The 20717-nt window shown below is 63.3% G+C and carries 24 protein-coding genes; 7 read left to right on the top strand and 17 right to left on the bottom strand.

Annotated elements, in window-relative coordinates:
- Positions 1-9: 9 nt before the first annotated feature.
- From AC3A6F_RS01155 to AC3A6F_RS01145, 3 genes are read left to right on the top strand one after another with little or no spacing between them, the layout of a single operon-like run.
- Entirely contained in the window at positions 10-813 is an 804-nt protein-coding gene (locus tag AC3A6F_RS01155; protein WP_487678147.1) for an alpha/beta fold hydrolase, read from the top strand.
- Positions 814-819: 6 nt separating this feature from the next.
- A complete protein-coding gene (locus AC3A6F_RS01150; RefSeq protein WP_487678146.1) occupies positions 820-2376 on the top strand; it encodes a hybrid sensor histidine kinase/response regulator in 1557 nt (518 codons plus the stop codon).
- A 26-nt stretch (positions 2377-2402) separates the two neighbouring features.
- On the top strand, positions 2403-2762 hold the full coding sequence (locus AC3A6F_RS01145) for a hypothetical protein (RefSeq protein WP_487678145.1): 360 nt from the start codon (positions 2403-2405) through the stop codon (positions 2760-2762).
- 54 nt (positions 2763-2816) lie between these two features.
- Here AC3A6F_RS01145 and AC3A6F_RS01140 read toward each other — a convergent pair whose 3' ends face one another.
- Together AC3A6F_RS01140 and AC3A6F_RS01135 are read right to left on the bottom strand one after the other, a co-directional pair.
- Positions 2817-3500 (bottom strand): PEP-CTERM sorting domain-containing protein, encoded by a 684-nt coding sequence (locus AC3A6F_RS01140; protein ID WP_487678144.1) that lies wholly within the window; start codon positions 3498-3500, stop codon positions 2817-2819.
- A gap of 128 nt (positions 3501-3628) precedes the next feature.
- Positions 3629-4705, bottom strand: a complete 1077-nt coding sequence (locus AC3A6F_RS01135; protein WP_487678143.1) for an AI-2E family transporter — start codon at positions 4703-4705, stop codon at positions 3629-3631.
- A gap of 136 nt (positions 4706-4841) precedes the next feature.
- Here AC3A6F_RS01135 and AC3A6F_RS01130 point away from each other — a divergent pair, with 136 nt between their 5' ends.
- The gene (locus tag AC3A6F_RS01130) at positions 4842-5585 is read left to right on the top strand and encodes a hypothetical protein (RefSeq protein ID WP_487678142.1); all 744 of its coding nucleotides are present in this window, start codon (positions 4842-4844) and stop codon (positions 5583-5585) included.
- On the opposite strand, the gene AC3A6F_RS01125 is transcribed toward AC3A6F_RS01130, so the two are convergent.
- The 5 genes from AC3A6F_RS01125 to AC3A6F_RS01105 are packed head-to-tail and all read right to left on the bottom strand — an operon-like array spanning position 5580 to position 9621.
- Positions 5580-6170, bottom strand: coding sequence for an SCO family protein (locus tag AC3A6F_RS01125; protein WP_487678141.1), 591 nt, complete (start codon positions 6168-6170; stop codon positions 5580-5582). The genes AC3A6F_RS01130 and AC3A6F_RS01125 overlap by 6 nt on opposite strands.
- Before the next feature lie 16 nt (positions 6171-6186).
- Positions 6187-7080: a heme o synthase gene (cyoE, locus tag AC3A6F_RS01120; protein ID WP_487678140.1), complete on the bottom strand. Its 894-nt coding sequence runs from the start codon at positions 7078-7080 to the stop codon at positions 6187-6189.
- Positions 7077-8243, bottom strand: a complete 1167-nt coding sequence (locus AC3A6F_RS01115) for a COX15/CtaA family protein (protein WP_487678139.1) — start codon at positions 8241-8243, stop codon at positions 7077-7079. The genes cyoE and AC3A6F_RS01115 overlap by 4 nt, the downstream gene beginning before the upstream one ends.
- A gap of 42 nt (positions 8244-8285) precedes the next feature.
- A complete protein-coding gene (locus AC3A6F_RS01110) occupies positions 8286-8843 on the bottom strand; it encodes an SCO family protein (RefSeq protein ID WP_487678138.1) in 558 nt (185 codons plus the stop codon).
- A gap of 46 nt (positions 8844-8889) precedes the next feature.
- The gene (locus tag AC3A6F_RS01105; protein WP_487678137.1) at positions 8890-9621 is read right to left on the bottom strand and encodes an SURF1 family protein; all 732 of its coding nucleotides are present in this window, start codon (positions 9619-9621) and stop codon (positions 8890-8892) included.
- Between the two features lie 33 nt (positions 9622-9654).
- On the opposite strand from AC3A6F_RS01105, the gene AC3A6F_RS01100 reads away from it, so the two are divergent.
- Positions 9655-9855, top strand: a complete 201-nt coding sequence (locus AC3A6F_RS01100; RefSeq protein ID WP_123069972.1) for a twin transmembrane helix small protein — start codon at positions 9655-9657, stop codon at positions 9853-9855.
- A gap of 15 nt (positions 9856-9870) precedes the next feature.
- On the opposite strand, the gene AC3A6F_RS01095 is transcribed toward AC3A6F_RS01100, so the two are convergent.
- The 6 genes from AC3A6F_RS01095 to AC3A6F_RS01070 all read right to left on the bottom strand — a co-directional run bounded on the left by AC3A6F_RS01095 (position 9871) and on the right by AC3A6F_RS01070 (position 15771).
- Positions 9871-10743, bottom strand: a complete 873-nt coding sequence (locus tag AC3A6F_RS01095) for a cytochrome c oxidase subunit 3 (RefSeq protein WP_487678136.1) — start codon at positions 10741-10743, stop codon at positions 9871-9873.
- Between the two features lie 34 nt (positions 10744-10777).
- Positions 10778-10987, bottom strand: a complete 210-nt coding sequence (locus tag AC3A6F_RS01090) for a DUF2970 domain-containing protein (protein WP_487678135.1) — start codon at positions 10985-10987, stop codon at positions 10778-10780.
- A complete protein-coding gene (locus AC3A6F_RS01085) occupies positions 10980-11555 on the bottom strand; it encodes a cytochrome c oxidase assembly protein (protein ID WP_487678134.1) in 576 nt (191 codons plus the stop codon). The genes AC3A6F_RS01090 and AC3A6F_RS01085 overlap by 8 nt, the downstream gene beginning before the upstream one ends.
- Positions 11556-11667: 112 nt before the next feature.
- On the bottom strand, positions 11668-13293 hold the full coding sequence (gene ctaD, locus AC3A6F_RS01080) for a cytochrome c oxidase subunit I (RefSeq protein ID WP_487678133.1): 1626 nt from the start codon (positions 13291-13293) through the stop codon (positions 11668-11670).
- A gap of 15 nt (positions 13294-13308) precedes the next feature.
- Positions 13309-14505, bottom strand: a complete 1197-nt coding sequence (coxB, locus tag AC3A6F_RS01075; protein WP_487678132.1) for a cytochrome c oxidase subunit II — start codon at positions 14503-14505, stop codon at positions 13309-13311.
- Positions 14506-14853: 348 nt separating this feature from the next.
- Complete coding sequence (locus AC3A6F_RS01070) at positions 14854-15771, bottom strand: methyltransferase domain-containing protein (RefSeq protein WP_487678131.1); 918 nt, start codon at positions 15769-15771, stop codon at positions 14854-14856.
- A 60-nt stretch (positions 15772-15831) separates the two neighbouring features.
- Here AC3A6F_RS01070 and AC3A6F_RS01065 point away from each other — a divergent pair, with 60 nt between their 5' ends.
- Positions 15832-16551 (top strand): ComF family protein, encoded by a 720-nt coding sequence (locus tag AC3A6F_RS01065; protein ID WP_487678130.1) that lies wholly within the window; start codon positions 15832-15834, stop codon positions 16549-16551.
- Positions 16552-16573: 22 nt separating this feature from the next.
- Entirely contained in the window at positions 16574-17044 is a 471-nt protein-coding gene (trmL, locus tag AC3A6F_RS01060; protein ID WP_273028190.1) for a tRNA (uridine(34)/cytosine(34)/5-carboxymethylaminomethyluridine(34)-2'-O)-methyltransferase TrmL, read from the top strand.
- Positions 17045-17092: 48 nt separating this feature from the next.
- Here trmL and AC3A6F_RS01055 read toward each other — a convergent pair whose 3' ends face one another.
- The 4 genes from AC3A6F_RS01055 to AC3A6F_RS01040 all read right to left on the bottom strand — a co-directional run bounded on the left by AC3A6F_RS01055 (position 17093) and on the right by AC3A6F_RS01040 (position 20686).
- The gene (locus tag AC3A6F_RS01055) at positions 17093-17611 is read right to left on the bottom strand and encodes a GNAT family N-acetyltransferase (protein WP_487678129.1); all 519 of its coding nucleotides are present in this window, start codon (positions 17609-17611) and stop codon (positions 17093-17095) included.
- 763 nt (positions 17612-18374) lie between these two features.
- Positions 18375-18932, bottom strand: a complete 558-nt coding sequence (locus tag AC3A6F_RS01050; RefSeq protein ID WP_487678128.1) for a dihydrofolate reductase family protein — start codon at positions 18930-18932, stop codon at positions 18375-18377.
- An 11-nt stretch (positions 18933-18943) separates the two neighbouring features.
- Positions 18944-19441: a cupin domain-containing protein gene (locus tag AC3A6F_RS01045; RefSeq protein WP_487678127.1), complete on the bottom strand. Its 498-nt coding sequence runs from the start codon at positions 19439-19441 to the stop codon at positions 18944-18946.
- Between the two features lie 63 nt (positions 19442-19504).
- A complete protein-coding gene (locus AC3A6F_RS01040) occupies positions 19505-20686 on the bottom strand; it encodes an SGNH/GDSL hydrolase family protein (protein ID WP_487678126.1) in 1182 nt (393 codons plus the stop codon).
- Between the last annotated feature and the right edge of the window lie 31 nt (positions 20687-20717).

The following is a 20717-nucleotide window of genomic DNA, read 5'->3' as shown; positions in this document are numbered from 1 at the left end:
AAGGCATTAATGTCCGTCAAGACTCGCAACAACGTCCACGTGACCGGCCAGGGAGCGGCCACGATGGTGTTTGCACACGGTTTCGGTTGCGACCAGACCATGTGGCGCTTTCTCGCGCCCGGCTACCAGGACCGGTTCCGCGTCATCACCTATGACCTGACGGGCTGCGGTGGCTCCGACCTGGCGGCCTACGACCGCGCCAAATACGCGTCGCTGCACGGCCACGCCGACGACCTGCTCGAGATCGTGGACGAGTTCGCCATCGGACCGACGGTGCTGGTCGGCCACTCGGTCAGCGCCATGATCTGCATGCTGGCCACCATCGCGGCGCCGGAGCGCTTCGCGGCCCAGGCCATGATTGGTCCCTCCCCCTGCTACATCAACGATGGCGACTATGTCGGCGGCTTCAGCCGCGAAGACATCGGCGAGCTGCTCGACACCATGGAAGCGAACTACCTGGGCTGGTCGCAGAGCCTGGCCCCGGCCATCATGGGCGCCCCCAACCGGCCCGACCTGCGCGAGGAGCTGACCAACAGCTTCTGCCGCAACGATCCCGAGATTGCGCGCCATTTCGCCTGCGTCACCTTCCTGTCCGACCACCGGACCGACGTGGCCAGGTCGACCGTGCCGGCCCTGGTCCTGCAGTGCAGCGACGACCTGATCGCACCGCGCACGGTCGGCGAATGGCTGCACCGCAACCTGCCCAACAGCAGCCTGGCCGTGATCGACAACGTCGGCCACTGCCCGCACATGAGCGCGCCGACCGCAAGCTCGCGCGCGATCGACGTCTTCCTCGCGCAAACGCTGCGCTAGGCTTCGATGAACGCCGCCCTGCCCGCCGTCGATGCCTTTTATGAGCAGGCGGCGTGCGGGCTGCTGGCGACCGATGCCGCCGGCATGATCGTGCGCGCCAACGCAACCATCCACGCCTGGCTCGGGGCGCAAGCCGATGCCCTGACCGGCAAGCTGCGTTTCTGCGACCTGCTGTCGGTCGGCGCCCGCCTGTTCCACCACACCCGCTGCGTGCCGCTGCTGGAGCTCGAAGGCGCGGTAAACGAGGTCCAGGTCGACCTGCTCACCCTGGACGGCCGGCACCTGCCGGTGCTGCTCAATATCGTGCGTCACCCCGCCGCCGACGGCGCTTGGCTCGACCATTGGGCCGTGTTCAGGTCGGGCGCGCGCCACGCCTATGAACACGCCCTGCTCAGCGCGCGCAAGGTGGCCGAGGAAGCGCTCGAGGCACAGCGCGCGACCGACCTGCAGTTGCAGGCGCTGAACCTGCAACTGACGGCGGCCGACCGGCGCAAGGACGAATTCCTGGCCACCCTGTCGCACGAGCTGCGCAACCCGCTGGCGCCGATGCGCAGCGCGGTCGACGTCTTCAAGCTCAAGTACGGCAGCAACGCCGACGAGCGCCTGCTGCAGGCCTTCGATCGCCAGCTGCGCCACCTGACGCAGCTGGTGGACGACCTGATGGACGTTTCGCGCATCACCCAGAACCGGATGCGGCTGCGGCGCGCGCCGCTCGACCTGGCGCCGCTGGTGCGCGGCGCGGCCCAGGACATGGCGCCGGCCATGGCGGCGGCGCGCCATACGCTGCGCCTGTCGGTGCCGGATGCGGCGCTGGTAGTCGACGGCGACGCCACCCGCCTGGCGCAAGTGGTCATCAACCTGCTGGCCAATGCCGCCAAGTACACGCCGGACGGCGGCCTGATCGACGTCGAACTCGCTTGCGCGGACGGCCACGCCGAGCTGCGCGTGCGCGACAACGGCATCGGCATCCCGCCGGACGCGCTGGGCGCCGTCTTCAATATGTTCGCCCAGCTCGAACCCGCCCTCGACCGGGCCAGAGGCGGGCTCGGCATTGGATTGGCGCTGGCGCGCGGCATCGTCGACCTGCATGGCGGCGCGATCCTGGTCGAGAGCGCCGGATCCGGCCTGGGCAGCGAATTCACCCTGCGCCTGCCGCTGATCGCCGGCTGCGCCTTGCCGGAAGCGACGGCGGCGCCGACCGCGCTGGTCTCGGCCAAGCGGGTGCTGGTAGTGGACGACAACTTCGATACCGCCGAGACCATGGCGCTGGCGCTGGAACTGTTCGGCTGCGAGACGCGCATGGCGCACACCGCGGCGGCCGCGCTGGAAGTCGCGGCCGAATTTTCACCCGACGTCGCCCTGCTCGACATCGGGCTGCCCGACTACAACGGCTACGAACTCGCACGGCGCCTGCGCGCCCTGCCCCGCGGGCTGGACACGACGCTCATCGCCGCCACCGGCTGGGGCCAGGACAAGGACCGCACGCTGGCGCTGGACGCGGGCTTCGATCATCATTTGACCAAGCCGATCGATTTCGAGCAGCTGCGCTTGCTGCTACGATGAGCGCTTGATAACTTCGAGCACGACCCATGACCATCCAGTTTTCAATGCTTCCCCGGCTGGCTGCAGGCCTGTTGTGCCTGGCTTCGCTGATGCATGCCGGCACCGCAACTGCCTGCGAGCGACGTTATCCTGAAGCAAATAAAGACGATAGCACCCGCCACGTCGCCCTGTCGGCCCTCTGGCCGGACGCGCAGATCCTGCAGAACCTGCGGCTGCAGATCGACCGCGCCGAGGTGAAGCAGACCGAGAGCAAGGACGCGCTCAAGACAGAGTATGGCTACTTCGCGCGCGCGGTCACGATCACGCGCTCGGTGAAGAACGGCGTCGAGGTGCAGCTGCTGGAAAAAGGCAGGGACAAGCTGGTGTGGAAGCTGGCAGCCTGCTGATTCCAGAACGAACGGCTTCCAGTACCGGATACTGCTTCGGCTGGAAGCACGGCATCAAGTCCGCCGACGGCGCATGAACAAGCCCAGCATGCCAACACCCAGCAAGGCCATTGATGCCGGTTCTGGAATCACGCGGTCAAGCGGTTCCACGCCGTAGATTGGGTCTGGACGAATGAACTCGCCTCCCGTATAAGCGTGAAACTGGAGGTTATCCAGGCGGTCCGTATTGAAACGGATATGGGTGGCCATGGCTTCGCCATAGGGCGAATAGACGACATAGCTGCCCATCGTGCCAAGGTGTGGAAATCCACAGAAACTCGGGTCCGCAGGACAATAAGGATTGCCATTACCGGAAACCCAGGTAGCGGGCTCATAGAATCCATCTTCAAACAGAACGCCGACGGGGCCGCCATCGACGTCGTACCGCGCCGCGTTAAACGAAATATAGTACTTGTCGCTGCCGAGAGCGGCGCGCAGCTTGGCCGGATCGATCGTGAGCTCTACTGGGCCGCCAAGAAACGCGCCGCGCGGAGTATGCATGATGAACTCGTTGCGAAAGCTCAGGCCATAGTCATGGTGGCCCTGGCGATTGTGGCTGTCGCGCCCACCGTTATAGAAATCGCCGATCTGGCTGTGCGAAATAAAAGCTTCAAAATCGAGAACGATGCTTCCAGCCTTGGCGGGCACCATGCTTGCCAAAAGGATCGCTGCCAAACCGCCAGTAAATCGTTTGTCCATGATCATCCCAATAATTGTTATGGAACAATCAGCACAGCAACTTCCGTACCAATTAAATTAACTCAATAAAAACAAACCTTAATCCGCGGACGGGGACTGCCTTGTAAAGTTCTCCGACAAACTGCCGGTTATTCGTGTGCATGCTCGTCCTCATGCTTGACGATGGGGTCTTCGGTCCCAGTCCATTCGCTCATCAGGGAATAGCCCACCGCCAGCAGCACCGGCCCGATGAACATGCCGACAAAGCCGAAAGCGATTACGCCGCCCAGCACCCCGAGCAGGGTCAGCAGGAACGGCAGGCTGCTGCCGCGACTGATCAGCATCGGCCGCACGACGTTGTCGACGCCGCTGATCAACACCGTGCCCCAGATCGCCATGAAGATCGCCCAACCCGTCTCGCCATGGGCGAACAGCCACACGGTGGCGCCGCCCCACACCAGCGGCGGGCCGAGCGGGATCAGGGAAGTCAGGAACACCAGCACCGACAGCAGCGGCACCGCCGGCACGCCGGCAATCGCAAACCCGACCGCCGCCACCAGCGCCTGGGCCAGCGCCGTGCCCAGCAAACCGTACATCACGCCGCGCACGGTCTGGCTGACCGTATGCTGGATCGACTCGGCGCCTTCGCCCATCACCTTGCGCATCGTCACCGCGATCACCGCCAAGAGCGCATTCCCGTCGCGGTACAGGAAGAAGCTGACGAAGGCCGCCAAGCTCATCTGCACGACGCCGGTGCCGAGCATGATGCCACCCTTGACCAGCCAGGTACGGGCCGGTTCCAGCATGCGCTGGGCCAGGGACAGCATCTGTTCGCGGCTGGCGATCAGGTCGTGCAAGTAGGTGTCGAGTGTTCCGCCGACGAGAGGGATCTCACGGATCCAGGCCGGCGGCGCCAGTTCGCGGTGCTCGACCAGGACGCGCAATTGACCGAAGCCGCGCGCAACGTCGTCGCCCAGGTTATAGGCCACCATCGACAGCGGGATGATGAACAGCAGGGTCAGGGTGAGCGTCATCGTCAGCGCCGCGATCGTGCGCTGGCCGCGCAGCTCGCGCAGCAGGCGCAGGTACAGGGGCCAGGTCGAAATGGCGACAGCGGCGGCGAACAGGATGGCCGGCAGGAAGGGCCGCAGGACGTAGAGGCAGCCCAGCGTCAGCAGGACGACGATGGCGATGCGGGTGTAGTTCCGGCCAGGGCGTGCTTCCATGCGGCTCGTGTGTGGTTGATGTTTACGCCATCTTATCAGCAGTAGCGTGATCTATCCGTCGCCAACCGGATAGACTTTCGCTTGTGAAGAATGCTCACGAGCCACCCCAATTACAACCAATACATTGGAGAATTTGTTGCACACAGTCCTGAATCAATATGCTGACGTCTTGGGCCGAATGAAACGAGAAAGCTTTCCGATTGCGGAAGATCGCTATTCAGGTGTTTTCCTGCCGGTAGCCTCCGCCGATTATTGGACGAGCGATTTCCGGTTGATGCATGTAGGACGCGAAACCGCAGGATGGAATACGCGAACCGGCCTTAACAAGCTTGATCGCATCTTTACCGCCAACCAGGCGGGAGCCACACGGCAGATCGTCGACGAAGCGGTAGCGCGGTATCGCAAGCATTTGCAGATACGACCAGATGGAAAGGTGAGCACAACAACCAGGAGTCGTTTCAAGCAGTACTATTTCCGGATCGCGAAAGAATTATGCCTCGCGCCCACAGCGCTCATCTACGGTAATTTGTTCGCGTGGGATTACGCTGGCCAATCGCCGCTCGAGCGCCCTCCAGCAGAATTGGCCGCCGTCAGCATGATTTCCCTGGAGCTGCTCGCAATGCAAATCAAGTTTTTCAAACCTGATGCCATCGTGTTTTCGACGGGTCGAGCTGGTATCGACGGTTATATCAAGCAGCTGTTCAGCGAGCACTTTGACGGACACAAGACCATCAAAACGGAACCCGGAAAGATGTGGGAGTTCCAGGCGGGCGACGCAACATGCTTTCGCATCGCCCACCCGAGGGCGCAGCGCGGCCATCAGCAATACCGGTCGGACGTTATCCAGCGGCTAAAGGCCATCCGCTCCCAGCGTTCATAGCAGTTGGCGCAGGTCGTGGGCGATGAGCGCCGGGCCCTGGCCGTGGCGCACGAACAGGCGCAGGCGGCCCTCTTTGTCGAACACGAAGCTGCCGGCCGTGTGGTCCACCGTGTAGGTGCCGGGATCGGCGCCCGGCACCTTGGCGTAGAACACCTTGAATTCCTTGGCCACCTTGGCCGTCGCTGCAGCATCGCCGTACAAGCCGACGAAGCGCTTGTCGAAGGCGGGAACGTAGTGCGACAGCAGTTCCTGGGTGTCGCGCTCGGGGTCGACGGTGATGAACAGCACCTGCACGTCGGCGCTCGACGGGCCCAGTTCATTCATTACCGTGGCCATCTCGGCCATCGTGGTCGGGCACACGTCGGGGCACTGGGTGTAGCCGAAGAAGATCACCACCACCTTGCCCTTGTAATCGGCGAGCGTGCGCGGCTTGCCGGTATGGTCGGTGAGCGCAAAACCCTTGGCGTAGTCGACGCCGGTGACGTCGGTGTTGTGGAAGGCCGGCGGCTTGTCGCCGAGTTTGTCGCAACCGCTTGCCAGCAGCGCGACAGCCGTGAATCCCAGTACGCCCAGGAGTTTCTTCATCGTTGAACCCGTCCTATCAGAACCTGAAGTAATGGTCGACCAACAAGGCCGCGAACAGCAGCGACAGGTAGACGATCGACCAGGTGAAGGTCTTGCGCGCCGCCATATCGCTGTAGTTGCGATGCACCCGCCACGCGTGGCGCAGGAAGATGGCGTTGAGCGGCACCGCCGCCGCCAGGTAGATCAAACCGCTCATGCCGACCGCGAACGGCAGCAAGGTGGTCGCGGCCAGGCCGATCGTGTATAGCCACACCTGCAGGCCGGTGAACTTCATGCCGTGGGTGATCGGCAGCATCGGCAGGCCCGAACGGGCGTAGTCGTCGCGGCGGTACATGGCCAGCACCCAGAAATGCGGCGGGGTCCACATGAAGATGATCAGCACCAGCAGCCAGGCTTCCATCGGCACGTCGTTGGCCACCGCGGCCCAGCCCAGCGCCGGCGGCATCGCGCCCGACAGGCCGCCGATCACGATGTTCTGCGAGGTGTTCGGCTTGAGCAAAAGGGTATAGATGAAGGCATAGCCGACGAAGGTGACGAAGGTCAGCCACATGGTCAGCGGATTGACGAAGGCGTACAGGATGTACATGCCCAGGCCGCCCAGCACGAGCGAAAAGGTGATCGTCTGCGGCTGGCTTAGTTCGCCCGAGGCGGTGGCGCGGCGCGCGGTGCGTGCCATGCGCGCGTCGACCTCGGCCTCGACCAGGCAGTTCACCGCGAAGGCGGCGGCGGCCAGCAGCCAGATGCCGGCCGTGCCGGCGACCAACGTCTGCCAGCCCGGGAAGCCGTCGGTGGCGAGGAACATCCCGATCACGGCGCAGAACACCGCCAGCTGCGTCACGCGCGGCTTGGTCAGGGTCCAGTATTGCGAGAACCGGTTCGAGGTTTTAGGGATGGCTGTCTGGATCGTCATCTGGGGGCGCTAGCAGACGCGGCAACTTCTGGCGCCGGGGTGGCGCGGGCCGCGTCGAGTTGGAACTTCACCCGGTAGTTTAACATGGTCACCAGAATGACAAGCAGGGCCGCCCCGGCGTTATGCATGACGGCGATCGCCAGCGGGAAGTCGAAATACACGGTGGCGATGCCGGTGAACAGCTGCACGACCATCACCAGCAGCAGCCGGCGCGCGGTCTTGCCGACCTCCGGCAGATGCCAGGCGCGCCAGGCCGCCAGGCCCAGCACCAGCACCACCGCCAGCGCGAATGCCCGGTGCACCCAGTGGATCGCGACCAGGGCCGAGAACGGCAGGTAATGGCCTTCCATCGTCATGCCCAGCTCGCGCCACAGGTGGAAGCCGTGCTCGAAGTCGAGTTCCGGCACCAGCGCGCCCTGGCACAGCGGGAAGGTGTCGCAGGCCATGGTGGCGTAGTTGGTGCTCACCCACCCGCCGAGCGCGATCTGCGCCGTAAGTACGATGGCCGCCAGCAGCGACAGGATGCGCAGGCCGCGCAGGCGGCGCACGAGGCCCGGGCCCTGGCTGCGTACCTGCGGCGGCGGTTTCAGCAGATAGTCTTCGCGGCAGCCCATCCAGACCAGCATCGCCAGCAACATCATGCCCAGCAACAGGTGGATGGTGACGATCACCGGCTGCAGCTTGAGCGTGACGGTCCAGGCGCCGAAGGCGCCCTGCACCAGCACCGAGGCCAGCAGCGCCAGCGGCATGCCCGGCTTGAAGACTTCGTTGTGGGTGCGGCGCCATTGCTTGACCGACGTGAACAGCAGCGCCAGGATCAGCGCGCCGATGCCCATCGCCAGGTAGCGGTGGATCATCTCGATCCAGGCCTTGGCGACGGTCACCGGGCCGGTCGGCATCGCGGCCTCGGCGGCAGCGATGTGTTCATGGGCCAGGAAGGGATTGGCTTCGCCATAGCAGCCCGGCCAGTCCGGGCAACCGAGGCCCGAGTCGGTCAGGCGGGTGAAGCCGCCGAACACGATCAGGTCGAAGGTCAGGAACACCATCACCCACACCAGCTTGCGGTATTTATTGGGGTCGGTCGACATCCAGACGATCGCCAGCGGCAGGCTGGCAACCAGTGCGCCCATCAGAAGCAGGTGAAGCAGTGAAGACAGATCCATGTGTTTCTTTTAACTGTGACTATGAAGCTCAACCTTGGAGGTTCAACCGATGGACGAGGCCTTGAGCAGCTTGGCGATGTCCTTGTACACGCGGCCCGGTTCCGGCTGGTAGGGGAAGCGCATCATGAGGTTGCCGAGCGGGTCGATCAGGTAGATGTGGTCGCCGATCTTTTGGCCGGACTCGACCGGCAGCCATTGCGCCACCGTCGCGGCGGGCGCGCGCAGCAGTTCCATGCCGTCGTACTCGCGCATCAGCACGGTATCGAGCGGCTCCTTATCGGTGATCAGCCAGACGCGCTCCATGCGTTCCATATTCTTGCCCTGCATGGTGCGCCACTGGCGCATCGCATACAGCTGGCGCTGGCATTCGTCTTCGCAGACGCCGCCACCGACGCGCAGCATGACCCACTTGCCTTTCAGGTCGGCCAGGGTGCGCGGTTTGCCGTCGAGCGTGGTGGTGGCCATCTCGGGGATCGGCAGGCTGCGCGCGTCGAGGATGGTGCCGTAATTGGTGCGGCCATCCGGCTTGACGATATAGAAGGTGATGTACGACACGATGATCGGCAGCGCGCAGATCAGGAGCACGATCATCAGCTTCATGCGGCCGCGACGGCGCGCTGCGTTGGGGTCGCTCGGAGGTGTTGGGTCAGCGATTTGTTCTTGAGCCACGTCGGAATCCCGTTATCACATAAAAAAGTAGGGCCAGCGCCGCCAGTGCATACCACTGGAAGGCGTAGCCGCGGTGTTTGTCGATGCCCGCATCGGGCGCGGGCCAGTTGCGGGCGAGCGCGTCGCGACGGCCGGCGGACTGGGTCTGCTGCACCACGAAGGGCTGCATCTTCAGGCCGCTGGCCGCGGCGAGCGTCTCGGGCGTCAGGTTCTGGACCATGGCGCCGGGCGCCAGCGGAGCCCCCTCGCCCAGGTCCATCACCTTCCCGGCCCCTGACACGATCCGGCCCTTGAGCAGGAGCGGACCGGCGGGCGTGGCGAACGCGGGCAGCTTGCCATATTCGGCCCCGGCGGGCCGCGGCAGCCAGCCACGCAGCACCAGCACATGCATGTCAGAACCCGCTATTTTAAACGGCATTGCGAGATAGAACCCGGACTGGCTTCCCATGGGCCGATTGGCGAGGAAGACCGGCCAGCCGGCGACGAACTCGCCCTGCATCCGCACGCTGCGGAATTCATCTTCCGGGCCGAGCTGTGCGGACGGGGTGAGATCGAGCGGGAGGTCGGCGGCGCGCGCCAGCTGGCGCGCCTGCAGCTCGGTTTTATAGGCGGCCCGGCCCTGTTGCCAGTTGCCGAGCAGGATGCCGATGATGGCCACGACCACGGCCGCGGCGAAGGCGATGGGACGAAAACGGAAGCCGAACCGCATTACAATGAAGCCTCAACCTTTCGCAGGTCCATCATGAAAATCTTCGTCGCCATCGCCTTCGTCCTGATCCTGGCCAGCCTCGGTTCGGCCCTGTTCTTCCTGATGCGCGACAAGGGGCGCAGCAACCGCACCGTCAATGCGCTGGCGATGCGGGTCGGTTTGTCGATCGTCCTGTTTCTGTGTTTGCTGGCAGCCTACCAGTTGGGGTGGATCGCCCCAACCGGCTTGCGTTGAACCTCTCAGTGGCTCTTATAGCCAGTAGATGACGACGTACAGCCCAAGCCACACCACGTCGACGAAGTGCCAATACCATGCAGCGCCTTCGAAGCCGAAGTGGTTATCTGCCGTAAAGTGCCCTTTCATGACACGATACAGGATCACCGCCAGCATGATCGCACCCATGGTCACGTGGAAACCGTGGAAGCCGGTCAGCATGAAGAAGGTCGAGCCGTAGATGCCCGAGGTCATCTTGAGGTTCAGGTCGCGGTAGGCGTGGATGTATTCGTAAGCCTGGAAGCCCATGAACACGGCGCCCAGCAGGATCGTCGCCGCCAGCCAGATCGCGGTCTTGTTGCGATGTCCGGCGCGCAGCGCATGGTGGGCGATGGTCAGCGTCACGCCCGAGGTCAGCAGCAACGCGGTATTGATGGTCGGGATCGGGAACGGTCCCATGGTGCGGAAACCGTCGACGATATTGGCCGGGCCGGTATTGCCCCACTGGGCCGAGAAGTCGGGCCACAGGATCTGGTGGTCGAGGTCGGCCAGCCAGGGCATCGAGATCGCGCGCGCATAGAACAGCGCGCCGAAGAAGGCGCCGAAGAACATCACCTCGGAGAAAATAAACCAGCTCATCGACCAGCGGTAGGACAGGTCGATGCGCTTGCCGTACAGGCCCGATTCGGATTCCCGGATCACGTCGCCGAACCAGAAATACAGCACCACCAGCATGGCGGCGATGCCCGCCAGGCACACGGCCGGCGCCCATGACATGCTGTTGACCCAGCCGGACGCGCCGGCCATCGTCACCAGCATCGAGATGCCGGCCAGCATCGGCCAGCGCGAGGGGCCGGGGACGTAATAGTAAGGCGCGGTGCCTGGGGAACTCACTGGTGACGAACTCATGTTTATCTCCTCTGTGATTCTATTTATGTTGCGTCTATGTTGCCGACACTGCGAACCGCACCGCCAGCATGATCAGTCCGATGAAGATCGCTACCCCGATCAACCCGGCGATGATCACGTGCACCGGGTTCAGGTTGGCGGCATCGTTCTCGTAATCCTTGCGCTTGCGTACGCCGAAGAAGGACCAGAATACAGCCTTCATGGTGGCGAGGAAATTCGCCTTGCGCTGGTGTGGCTTATCCATTCTTTCCCGATCCGGGTGGCGCTGCCGCCGCCTTGAACGCGCCGCCGATCTCGAAGAAGGTGTACGACAGCGTGATGTTCTTCACTTCGCGCGGCAGCTTGGGATCGATGAAGAACACCACCGGCATCTGGCGCGCCTCGTTCGCTGCAAGCGTCTGCTCCTGGAAGCAGAAGCAATCCACCTTCATGAAATGCGGCGTGGCCGATTGCGGCGCATAGCTCGGGATCGCCTGGGCCTTGACCGCCCTGCCCTGGGTGTTGACCACCTCGTACATGACGGTGGCCAGCTCGCCCGGGTGCACGTCGATGCTGCGCGTGGTCGGACGGAAGCGCCACGGCCCCTGCGAATTGCCGTCCAGCTCGATCGTGATGGTGCGCGACTTGTCGACCTGGGTGTTGGTGGGCGCTGCCACGAACTCACCCTTCTGGGTCAGCACATTAATGCCAAGCACCTCGCACACCTGGCGGTACACCGGTATCAGCGCATAGCCGAAGCCGAACATCCCGATCGCCACCACCACCAGCTTGCCGAGCATGGTGCGATTCAAGCGTAGCAACTTGCTGCTCATGACCGGCCTCAGCTCAGCAAGGTGAACTTGACGAACACGCTGACGAAGAAGAACAGCGCCAGGCCGCCCACCCACAGGGCGGTCCGCAAATTATTCGGTTTGCGGGCGCTCATCACTTCACCAGCGGCGGATGTTCGAAGGTGTGGAACGGCGCCGGGCTCGGCACGGTCCACTCCAGGCCTTCCGCGCCTTCCCACGGCTTGGCCGGGGCCTTGGCGCCGCCGCGGATGGTCGGCAGCACCACCGCGAACAGGAAGTACACCTGGCTGAAGCCGAAGCCGAACGCGCCGATCGACACGATCATATTGAAGTCGGTGAATTGCACGGCGTAGTCGGCGTAGCGGCGCGGCATGCCGGCCAGTCCCAGGAAGTGCATCGGGAAGAAGGTGATGTTGAACGTGATCAAGGAAAGCCAGAAGTGGATCTTGCCGCGGCCTTCAGGATACATATGGCCGGTCCACTTCGGCGCCCAGTAGTAGAAGCCGGCGAACAGCGCGAACAGCGAACCGGCCACCAGCACGTAGTGGAAGTGGGCCACCACGTAATAGGTGTCGTGGACCTGGATGTCGATCGGGGTCACGGCCAGGATCAGGCCGGTGAAGCCGCCCATGGTGAACACAAAGATGAAGCCGACCGCGAACAGCATCGGGGTCTCGAAGGTCATCGAGCCCTTCCACATGGTGGCGACCCAGTTGAACACCTTCACGCCGGTCGGCACCGAGATCAGCATGGTGGCGTACATGAAGAACAGCTGCGAGGTCACCGGCATGCCGGTGGTGAACATGTGGTGGGCCCAGACGACGAACGACAGGATCGCGATCGAGGCGGTGGCGTACACCATCGAGGCGTAGCCGAACAGGGGTTTGCGGGCAAACGCCGGGATGATCTGCGAGACGATGCCGAAGGCCGGCAAGATCATGATGTAGACCTCGGGGTGGCCGAAGAACCAGAAGATGTGCTGGTACATGACCGGGTCGCCGCCGCCGGCGGCGTTGAAGAACGAGGTGCCGAAGTGGCGGTCGGTCAGGGTCATGGTGATGGCCCCGGCGAGCACCGGCATCACGGCGATGAGCAGGTAGGCGGTGATCAGCCAGGTCCAGCAGAACATCGGCATCTTCATCAGGGTCATGCCCGGCGCGCGCATGTTCAGGATGGTGACGATGATGTTAATCGAGCCCATGATCGACGAGGCGCCCATGATGTGCATCGCGAAGATCGCCATGTCCATGCCGACGCCCATCTGGGTCGACAGCGGGGCATACAGGGTCCAGCCGGCGGCGGTCGCGCCGCCCGGCACCAGGAAGGAACCGGCCAGCAGCAGCGCGGCCGGCGGCAGCAGCCAGAACGAGAAGTTGTTCATGCGCGCGAACGCCATGTCCGAGGCGCCCACCTGCAGTGGCAGCATCCAGTTGGCAAAGCCCACGAAGGCCGGCATGATCGCGCCGAACACCATCACCAGGCCGTGCATGGTGGTGAGCTGGTTGAAGAATTCGGGACGCACGAACTGCAGGCCGGGCTGGAACAGCTCGGCGCGGATCATCAGCGCCAACACGCCGCCCGAGAGCAGCATGATGAACGAGAACCATAAATACAGCGTGCCGATGTCCTTGTGGTTGGTGGCGAACAGCCAGCGGCGCCAGCCGTGTGGATGGTCGTGATGCTCGTCGTGGCCGTGGTCGTGCCCGTGCGCCTGGTCGTGCTCGTGATTGTGGCCGTGGTCGATCGTCGTGGTGCTCATGTCGTTACCCCTGCATTATTTGCGTGCGGCCAGGACTTCGGCCGGTTGAACGATATTTTCCGCAGCCTTGTTCGACCAGGTATTGCGGGTATAGGTGATCACGGCGGCGATCTCGGTATCGGACAACTGTTTCCACGCCGGCATTTCGGTCGGGAACTTGCCGGACTTCTGGCCGTTGAGCAGGATGTCGATCTGGTGCGCCTTCTCTCCCAGCACGTTCGGCGAACCGTCCAGCGCCGCGAACGCAGCCGGCACGCCCTTGCCGTTGGCCTGGTGGCAGGCCACGCAGTTGGCGGCGTAGACCTGCTCGCCGCGCACTTTCAGTTCGTCGATGGTCCAGGTCTTGGTCGGATCGTCGGCCAGGGCCGCCATTTCCTTCTGCTTACCCTCGACCCAGGCGGTGTACTCGGCGTCGGTCACCACGCGCACCACGATCGGCATGAAGGCGTGATCCTTGCCGCACAGCTCGACGCAGTTGCCGCGATAGACGCCGGTCTTCTCGGCGCGGAACCAGCCGTCACGGACAAAACCGGGGATGGCGTCCTGCTTGATCGCGAACGCCGGAACCGTCCAGGCGTGGATCACGTCGTTGGCGGTGAACACCATGCGAATTTTCTTGTTCACCGGGACCACCATCTCGTTGTCGACTTCGAGCAGGTAGTTCTCGGTGCGCGCCTCGGTGGGCTTGACGCCCGGTTCGCCGATCTGGGAACGCGGGGTGGCCAGGTTCGACAGGAACGAGATACCTTCGCCCTCGCCTTTCAGGTAGTCGTAGCCCCACTTCCACTGCATGCCGGTGGCCTTGATGGTCAGATCGGCGTTCGAGGTGTCCTTCAGGGCGACCACGGTCTTGGTCGCGGGCAGCGCCATGCCGATGACGATCAGGAACGGCACCACGGTCCAGGCGATCTCGACGGCGGTGGATTCGTGGAAGGTGGCGGGCTTGTGGCCCAGCGATTTGCGGTGCTTGAACACCGAATAGAACATGACGCCGAATACAGCGACGAAGATCACCAGGCAGACGATCATCATCCAGTTGTGCAAGGAATAGATGTCGGCGCCGACGGCGGTGACGGGGGCCTGCATATTGAGCTGGTGCTCGAGAGGCCGGCCTGTGATCGGCTGTTGCTGCGCCCATGTCGGCGCAGAAATAGCTACTGCGAGTACGGCAAAGCCGGACAGCACGGCCTTCAGTCGCGTTGCATATGTCATGTATGTCCCCAACCACCCAAAAAATAAGAATATTTTTAACGGGCCAGCAATTCCGTGAACGAACCGCTGCCGCTCCGTACTGTTCACAGAGGGCTTGCCGGGTCGTCCCGCAAATTGCGCTGCGGAATGGTGGGAAACCATCTCGCCCCCCTGGCAATACGTTGCTGCCAGGACCGGGCGACTCTGCGACTGCTGCAATTCTTTTTTCTATTTTTCGCGCTGAAGTGCCGCTTTTTTAAGCGATTCTATTGGTCAGACGAAAAAAATAGCAATTGATTATATCTAAAGCACTAATTTTTATTCAAGGAAAATCGCCCTGATTGCAATATGTGCCATGCAGAACGGGTATTAGGGCTTGCGAGGCTGGAAGCGCACGATCGACTCGCCCGAGGCAGTGGTGCGCGGCGCGGGGCGGAAGGCGTGGCCGTAGATGACTTCGAAAGTCAGGCCGAGCTTGCCGTCCGGGCGGCGCTGCGCCTCCAGGGCGTCGAGCATGCGCTGCCAGGCCGGGCGGCCGATCAGGCCGCGGCGGCGCGATTCCAGCGGATTGCCGCCCAGCGCCCGCACGTCCGCCAGCACCGCCTGCGGCGTGGCGTAGGTGACGGTGATGCGTTCCATGTCCATCACGGGCGTCGAAAAGCCGGCCTCGACCAGCTGGTCGCCGAAATCGTGCATGTCGACGAAGGGCAAGGTGTGGGGGTAGGCGTCGAGCGCGGCGAAGGCGCTGCGCAGCTCGGTGAAGGTGTCCGGACCGAAGCAGGAAAACATCAGCAGCCCCTCCACCCGCAGCACGCGGCGCCATTCGGCGAACACGCGATCGGGCAGCGGATGCCAGTGCAGCGCCAGGTTCGACCACAGCAGGTCGAGCGAGTTTGGCCCCAGCGGCAGGTTGCCATAGTCGCCGCACAGCACGTCGACACCGGCCTTGGCCGGCATCAGGCGCGTCAGCAGCTGGTTCAGCGCACCGCCCTGCGCTACCGGCCCCTTCGCCGCGCGCGCCATGGCCCCTGCTCCGTCGAGGCCCAGGATCTGGGCAGCCGGATAGGTCTTCTGCAACAAGGCCAGGTCGGCCCCGGCGCCGCAACCGGCGTCCAGCACCTGCTTCGGAATGAGTTTGACGAGACTCAGGCGCTCATGCATCCGTCCGGCGATCTCGCGGCGCAGGAAATCCGACGGGGCGATGCGTTCGGGATGCGCAAACAGCTCGCGCACGCGGGACAGGTCGATCGGAGCGCTCAGCCTGGACGAGGATTGAGGAGAAGCCATGGGATGCAAGTCGAGATGAGATAATGTTGGCAGTTTAACCGGTTGTGGGAAGTCGAGCCGATGCTGGACCTTCGCGCACTGCCCGGCCGCCTGCTGGGCGCCATGCTGCCGTCGGCCTGCACCTTGTGCGGAGGCCACTCGGGTCAAGCCGTGTGCGCGGCCTGCGAGCAGGCCTACGTCCTGCCCGTGACGCGCTGCCCGTGCTGCGCCAATCCGGTCGGCGCGCCCGATCTCGGCCGGCATTGCGGCGCCTGCCTGGCCGACAGGCCCGCCTTCGATGCCACCGTGGCCGCCTGCGATTACGCGGCGCCGCTCGACGGCTTGGTGCTGCAGCTGAAATTCGGGGGCCAGCTGGCGCTGGCGCCGTGGATGGCGCGCGTGCTGCAGGGCGCCATTGCACGTGCAGCGCCAGCATTGCCTGACGTGCTTTGCCCGGTACCGCTGGGGCAAGGCCGCCTGGTCGAGCGCGGCTACAACCAGGCGCTCGAGGTGGCGCGGCCGCTGGCCGGCGCCTTGCGCGTGGCCGTAGCGCCGCGGCTCTTGCAACGGGTGCGGGAAACACAGGCGCAGTCGAATGCCGCGCCGGGAGAACGCAAGAAGAATGTGCGCGGGGCGTTCGGGGTGGACGCCGCGTGCGACGTGCGCGGACGCCATGTGGGCGTGGTCGACGACGTCATGTCGAGCGGGCATACGCTCGACGAAGTCGCGGCCGTCCTGAAAGGGGCCGGCGCAGCGCGCGTCACGAACCTCGTGTTTGCGCGCACGCCGCCGCATGCATGAACTATCACTGAGGAGAAGTACCTTGTTTCACGTCGTCCTGGTCGAACCAGAAATCCCGCCGAATACCGGCAATGTGATCCGCCTGTGCGCCAACGCCGGCGCCCAGCTGCACCTGATCGAACCGCTCGGTTTTCCGCTGGACGACGCCAAGATGCGCCGCGCCGGGCTTGATTACCACGAGTACGCCAATATGAAGGTGCACAAGGACTGGGATGCCTTCCTGGAGGCGGTCAAGCCCGATCAATCTCGCATGTTCGCGCTCACCACGCATGGCTCGTCGCCGTTCGCCGAGGCCAGCTTCCAGCCGGGCGACGTGTTCGTGTTCGGGCCGGAGTCGCGCGGCCTGGCGCCGGCGTTTCGTGAGACCTTCCCGCCTGCCCAGCGCATCCGCCTGCCGATGCGACCCGATAACCGCAGCCTGAATCTGTCGAACACCGTGGCGATCGTGGTGTACGAGGCCTGGCGGCAGAACGGTTACCAGGGTGGGGCTTAGGTCCGAACCCAAGGTCATGGGATAAGGCCGTCGTCGAACACGACCGCCTTAGATGCGCTCACGCATATAACTATTGACTTCCTTGCCACTCAACTCGGTTTTCATTTCGTACGTCATTCCCAGGCGCTCGGCAACACGACGCGATGATTCATTGCCAGCATCGATCAGCGCCCGCACCTTCGGTTCACGCCGAACCTCGAACACATGATGCAAGACAGCCGCCGCCGCTTCGTTCGCAATGCCTCTTCCCCAGAATTCTCGATAAGTATTCCATCCCATCTCCATCACTGCTGAGTCGCAGCGGAAGAAAGCTCCCACGCAGCCGACCAGCTGACCTGTCTGCCGGTCCTCGATCGACCACCAGCCAGCCCCGTTCAGGAGCCACAATCCGGCATGTGAGTTGAAGATGCGCCAGGCGGTCTGACGGTCTGCCGAGCCTAAATGCGCCGAGCTTTCGGCGTTCGACAAATGGTCTGCGAATGATTCGAAGTCTTCAACACGATATTCCCGAAGCGTAAGCCGATCTGTGTGCAGGCGAGGTACGGAAATCGTCAGGGCGTGATCCATGAGAAGTGCGTCCTTGAATGGTGAATTGGTGTCTACCGCCCACTTTCGGCCGATATCGACCGTTCATTGTAGAGCAGCAATCGATCCAAGCGCATCTTTACAATCTCATCACTACGTCAAACGTGCGATCAACTTCGAATGCTCGGGCCAATCCTGGACTGCGACAGTACGTCACGTTCACTAACGCTTCGATGCCCAACGGTCGCCTATACCAACTGGCGCGCTTATCTCAGCGCGCGGTAAGGTGACGCCCAAGTACCTAGAAGCAATTGAACTGACACTTAACGCGACGGTTGCAATTAGTCGGAAATCAATCATCTGTGTCCCCTCTGGAGCGTCGATATCGGCACAACTGCTTCCCTTCAATCAGCGACACGCGGCGCCCGATCCGTTCAGACAGTTCATGTACAAATTCCGGTGACAAGCTCGGCCAGTTCCAGAACACCGGGCCACACGTGCCGCACAAGAGGGAGCGCCCCATGCCCGCAACAGTGCGGACCTGGCGAATAGTCTTGGTCGCCAAGAGGTCAGTCGATCAAGCGGCTTTCAATGATCTGCCGTTCGGCAAGCCATGCAACGATCTGTTCGCCGAGTCAACTTGCTTCCTCAAGACTGTCCGTTTCACGGTCTACGACACAGCGCGTATATATCCCCATGTGAATTCCTCGAATGATAGGTGGCCTGATGGTAACGTCGACGCCGATCTTCAGCCTACCGAATTATTTGCCACATCTGCAATTTTTGCATGCCGCGCATCGCCGAGTCAGCGCGCGCGCCGGTAGTGCATGGCGACCGCACCGCTGAGGAGTGGTTTCGCCGAGATCAGTTCGAGCCGTCGCGTGCTGCGCAGTCCGCTTTCGTACAGGGTCGGGCCGTGGCCTGCGATCCGGGGATGGACGAGTAGCTTGTACTCGTCGATCAGATCCAGCCGATCCAGCGCAGTCGCGAGCTTGCCGCTACCGAGGAGCACGCCATTCGGCGTCGCGTCCTTGAGCTGCTGCACGCCCGCACCCAGGTTGCCAGCGATGTGGTGGCTGTTGTTCCAGAGGAAGTCGGCGCGTGTCGAGGACACCACGTACTTCGGCTTGGCCTCCAGCTTGAGCGCCCACTCGCGCATTGCCGGCGGTGCATCCGTAGCGCCCGTGGCGACCGCTGGCCAGTAGCTCTCCATCATCTCGTAGGTGACGCGGCCCCACAGCATCGCCCCGCTCTCGTCCATGAGCCGGGTGAAGTATGCATGTGTCTCGTCGTCAGCGATTCCTTCCTGGTGATCGACGCAACCGTCCAGGGTGATATTGATACTGAAGGTTAAGAGTCCCACAAACCTCCGTATTACGCCAGGCGCGCGATCGACTCCGCATGCGCGGGCCAATCCCGCTTGAGGACGCTCGCATCCCCGATCTCGAATTCCTCGAACTCAAAGCCCGGGGCTACCGTACAACCCACCAGGCTGTAGCCCTCGGGCTCCTCGCATTCAGCAGCGAACCAGCGTCCAGCAAGAACCAGCGCCTGGAAATTCGCGCCTTCATGCCGCAATGGATTACCGAGTCTGAGAACGCTGAGTCCTCCATCCGGCTCCAGGACGTAGATCCGAATTGGGACACCTTCATAGAAATGCCACATCTCGTCCGACCGAATCCGATGCCAGGTAGATCTCTCCCTTCCGCGCAGAAGGTAATAGATCGCGGTCGAGGCAGAACGGCTAACCCCGTCCTGCTCCCTGTTCACGCCGTGTTGACTTCGGTATGTCTCTTTGAAGTGGCCTCCTTCCGGATGCGGCATGAGCGACAGCAAAGAGATCAGGTTGTCCGAACTGGTTTCATGTGGCATGGGAGTCTCGCAGGTCAAGAGATAGTAGTTTCTCGGAAGCGTATATTCCAACGGAGGGAAAACTCAAATTCGGGCCCCGCCTTCGCCAAAGGCCCCGGCATGAAACGCCAGCGCGCAAAACCGTTCGCCGATCAGGCGGTGCGCCTCTGCCTCGGGATGCAGCTCGTCGGGTAGAGGATAACGCGCATTGTCCTCGGCGCCGTAAAGCGCGCTGCCGTCGAGGTAGTGGATATTCGCATCGGCCGGGGCCCGCTGCTGAACGATATTCTGCAGCTGCTCTCGAATCACGCCAAGGGTCAGCTTGCCCTGGCGGCGCTCGGCGTCGTTGCCCATTGCGCGGAACAGCAATGTCCCCTTTTCCAGCGCCTTGCCATCGAACATGGTCGGGCCGGGCGTCGTCTCATGGATCGGACACCAGGTCGGCGAGATCACCAGCAGCGGCGTGGTCGGATGCCCTTCCCTGATCGTATCGAGAAAACCGTGCACGGCCGGCCCGAAGGCGCGCAACCGCATCGCATCCGTGTTGACGAGGTTGATCCCCAGCTTGAGGCTGATCACGTCGGCCGGCAAGTCGCGGATCGTGCGCGCCGTGAACGGGTCCAATAATGCATTGCCGCCAAAGCCCAGGTTGAGCAGGTCGACGCCGGCCAGCCGGGCGGCGACCGCCGGCCAGATGCCGGTCGGGTTGGTCGCATTGGAGCCCTGGCTGATGGAGCTGCCATGGTGCAGCCAGCGGCGCTGGCCCAGGGTCGTCAGCGGCGCGATCGGTGCATCGGCATGCAACGCCACCAGCTCGGTCGTCTCGTCATGCGGCAGCCAGATCTCGATCGTCTTGTCGCCCGGCGGCAGGCCGGCAAAGCGCAGCCGCTGCACGTCGCCCGGCTGCACCTTGGCCGCGCCTGACAATACGTCGATGTCCATGATCTTGCCGCCCGGCGCGCTGGCCTGCTGCGCCAGCTCGCCATCGACGAGCAGGTCATAGATGCCGTCCGGGCGTGGCGCCATGGCGCCATAGCGGCGCTTGGTCGGCAAGACGACCAGTTCCACGACCGTCGCCGCGGTGCGCAGCGCCAGGCGCACGCCAGAAGGCTGCGCCTCCACCATCGCCAGTTGCGGATCCTGGTACTGGGCGCGCGCCCAGGCCGGCAGGCGGTGCGGCAGCAGGCCCGCTTCCGTGCGCTCGAGTTCGACGGCGCCATGAACCAGGTCCGGCGTGATCGGTGAGTGGAAGGACGGCGTCATCATGATATTCCTCGGAGAATTTATGCAGCGCTCA

This window comes from Massilia sp. Soil_C_3 (assembly GCF_057657035.1).
This window is presented reverse-complemented; position numbering and strand designations above follow the sequence as displayed.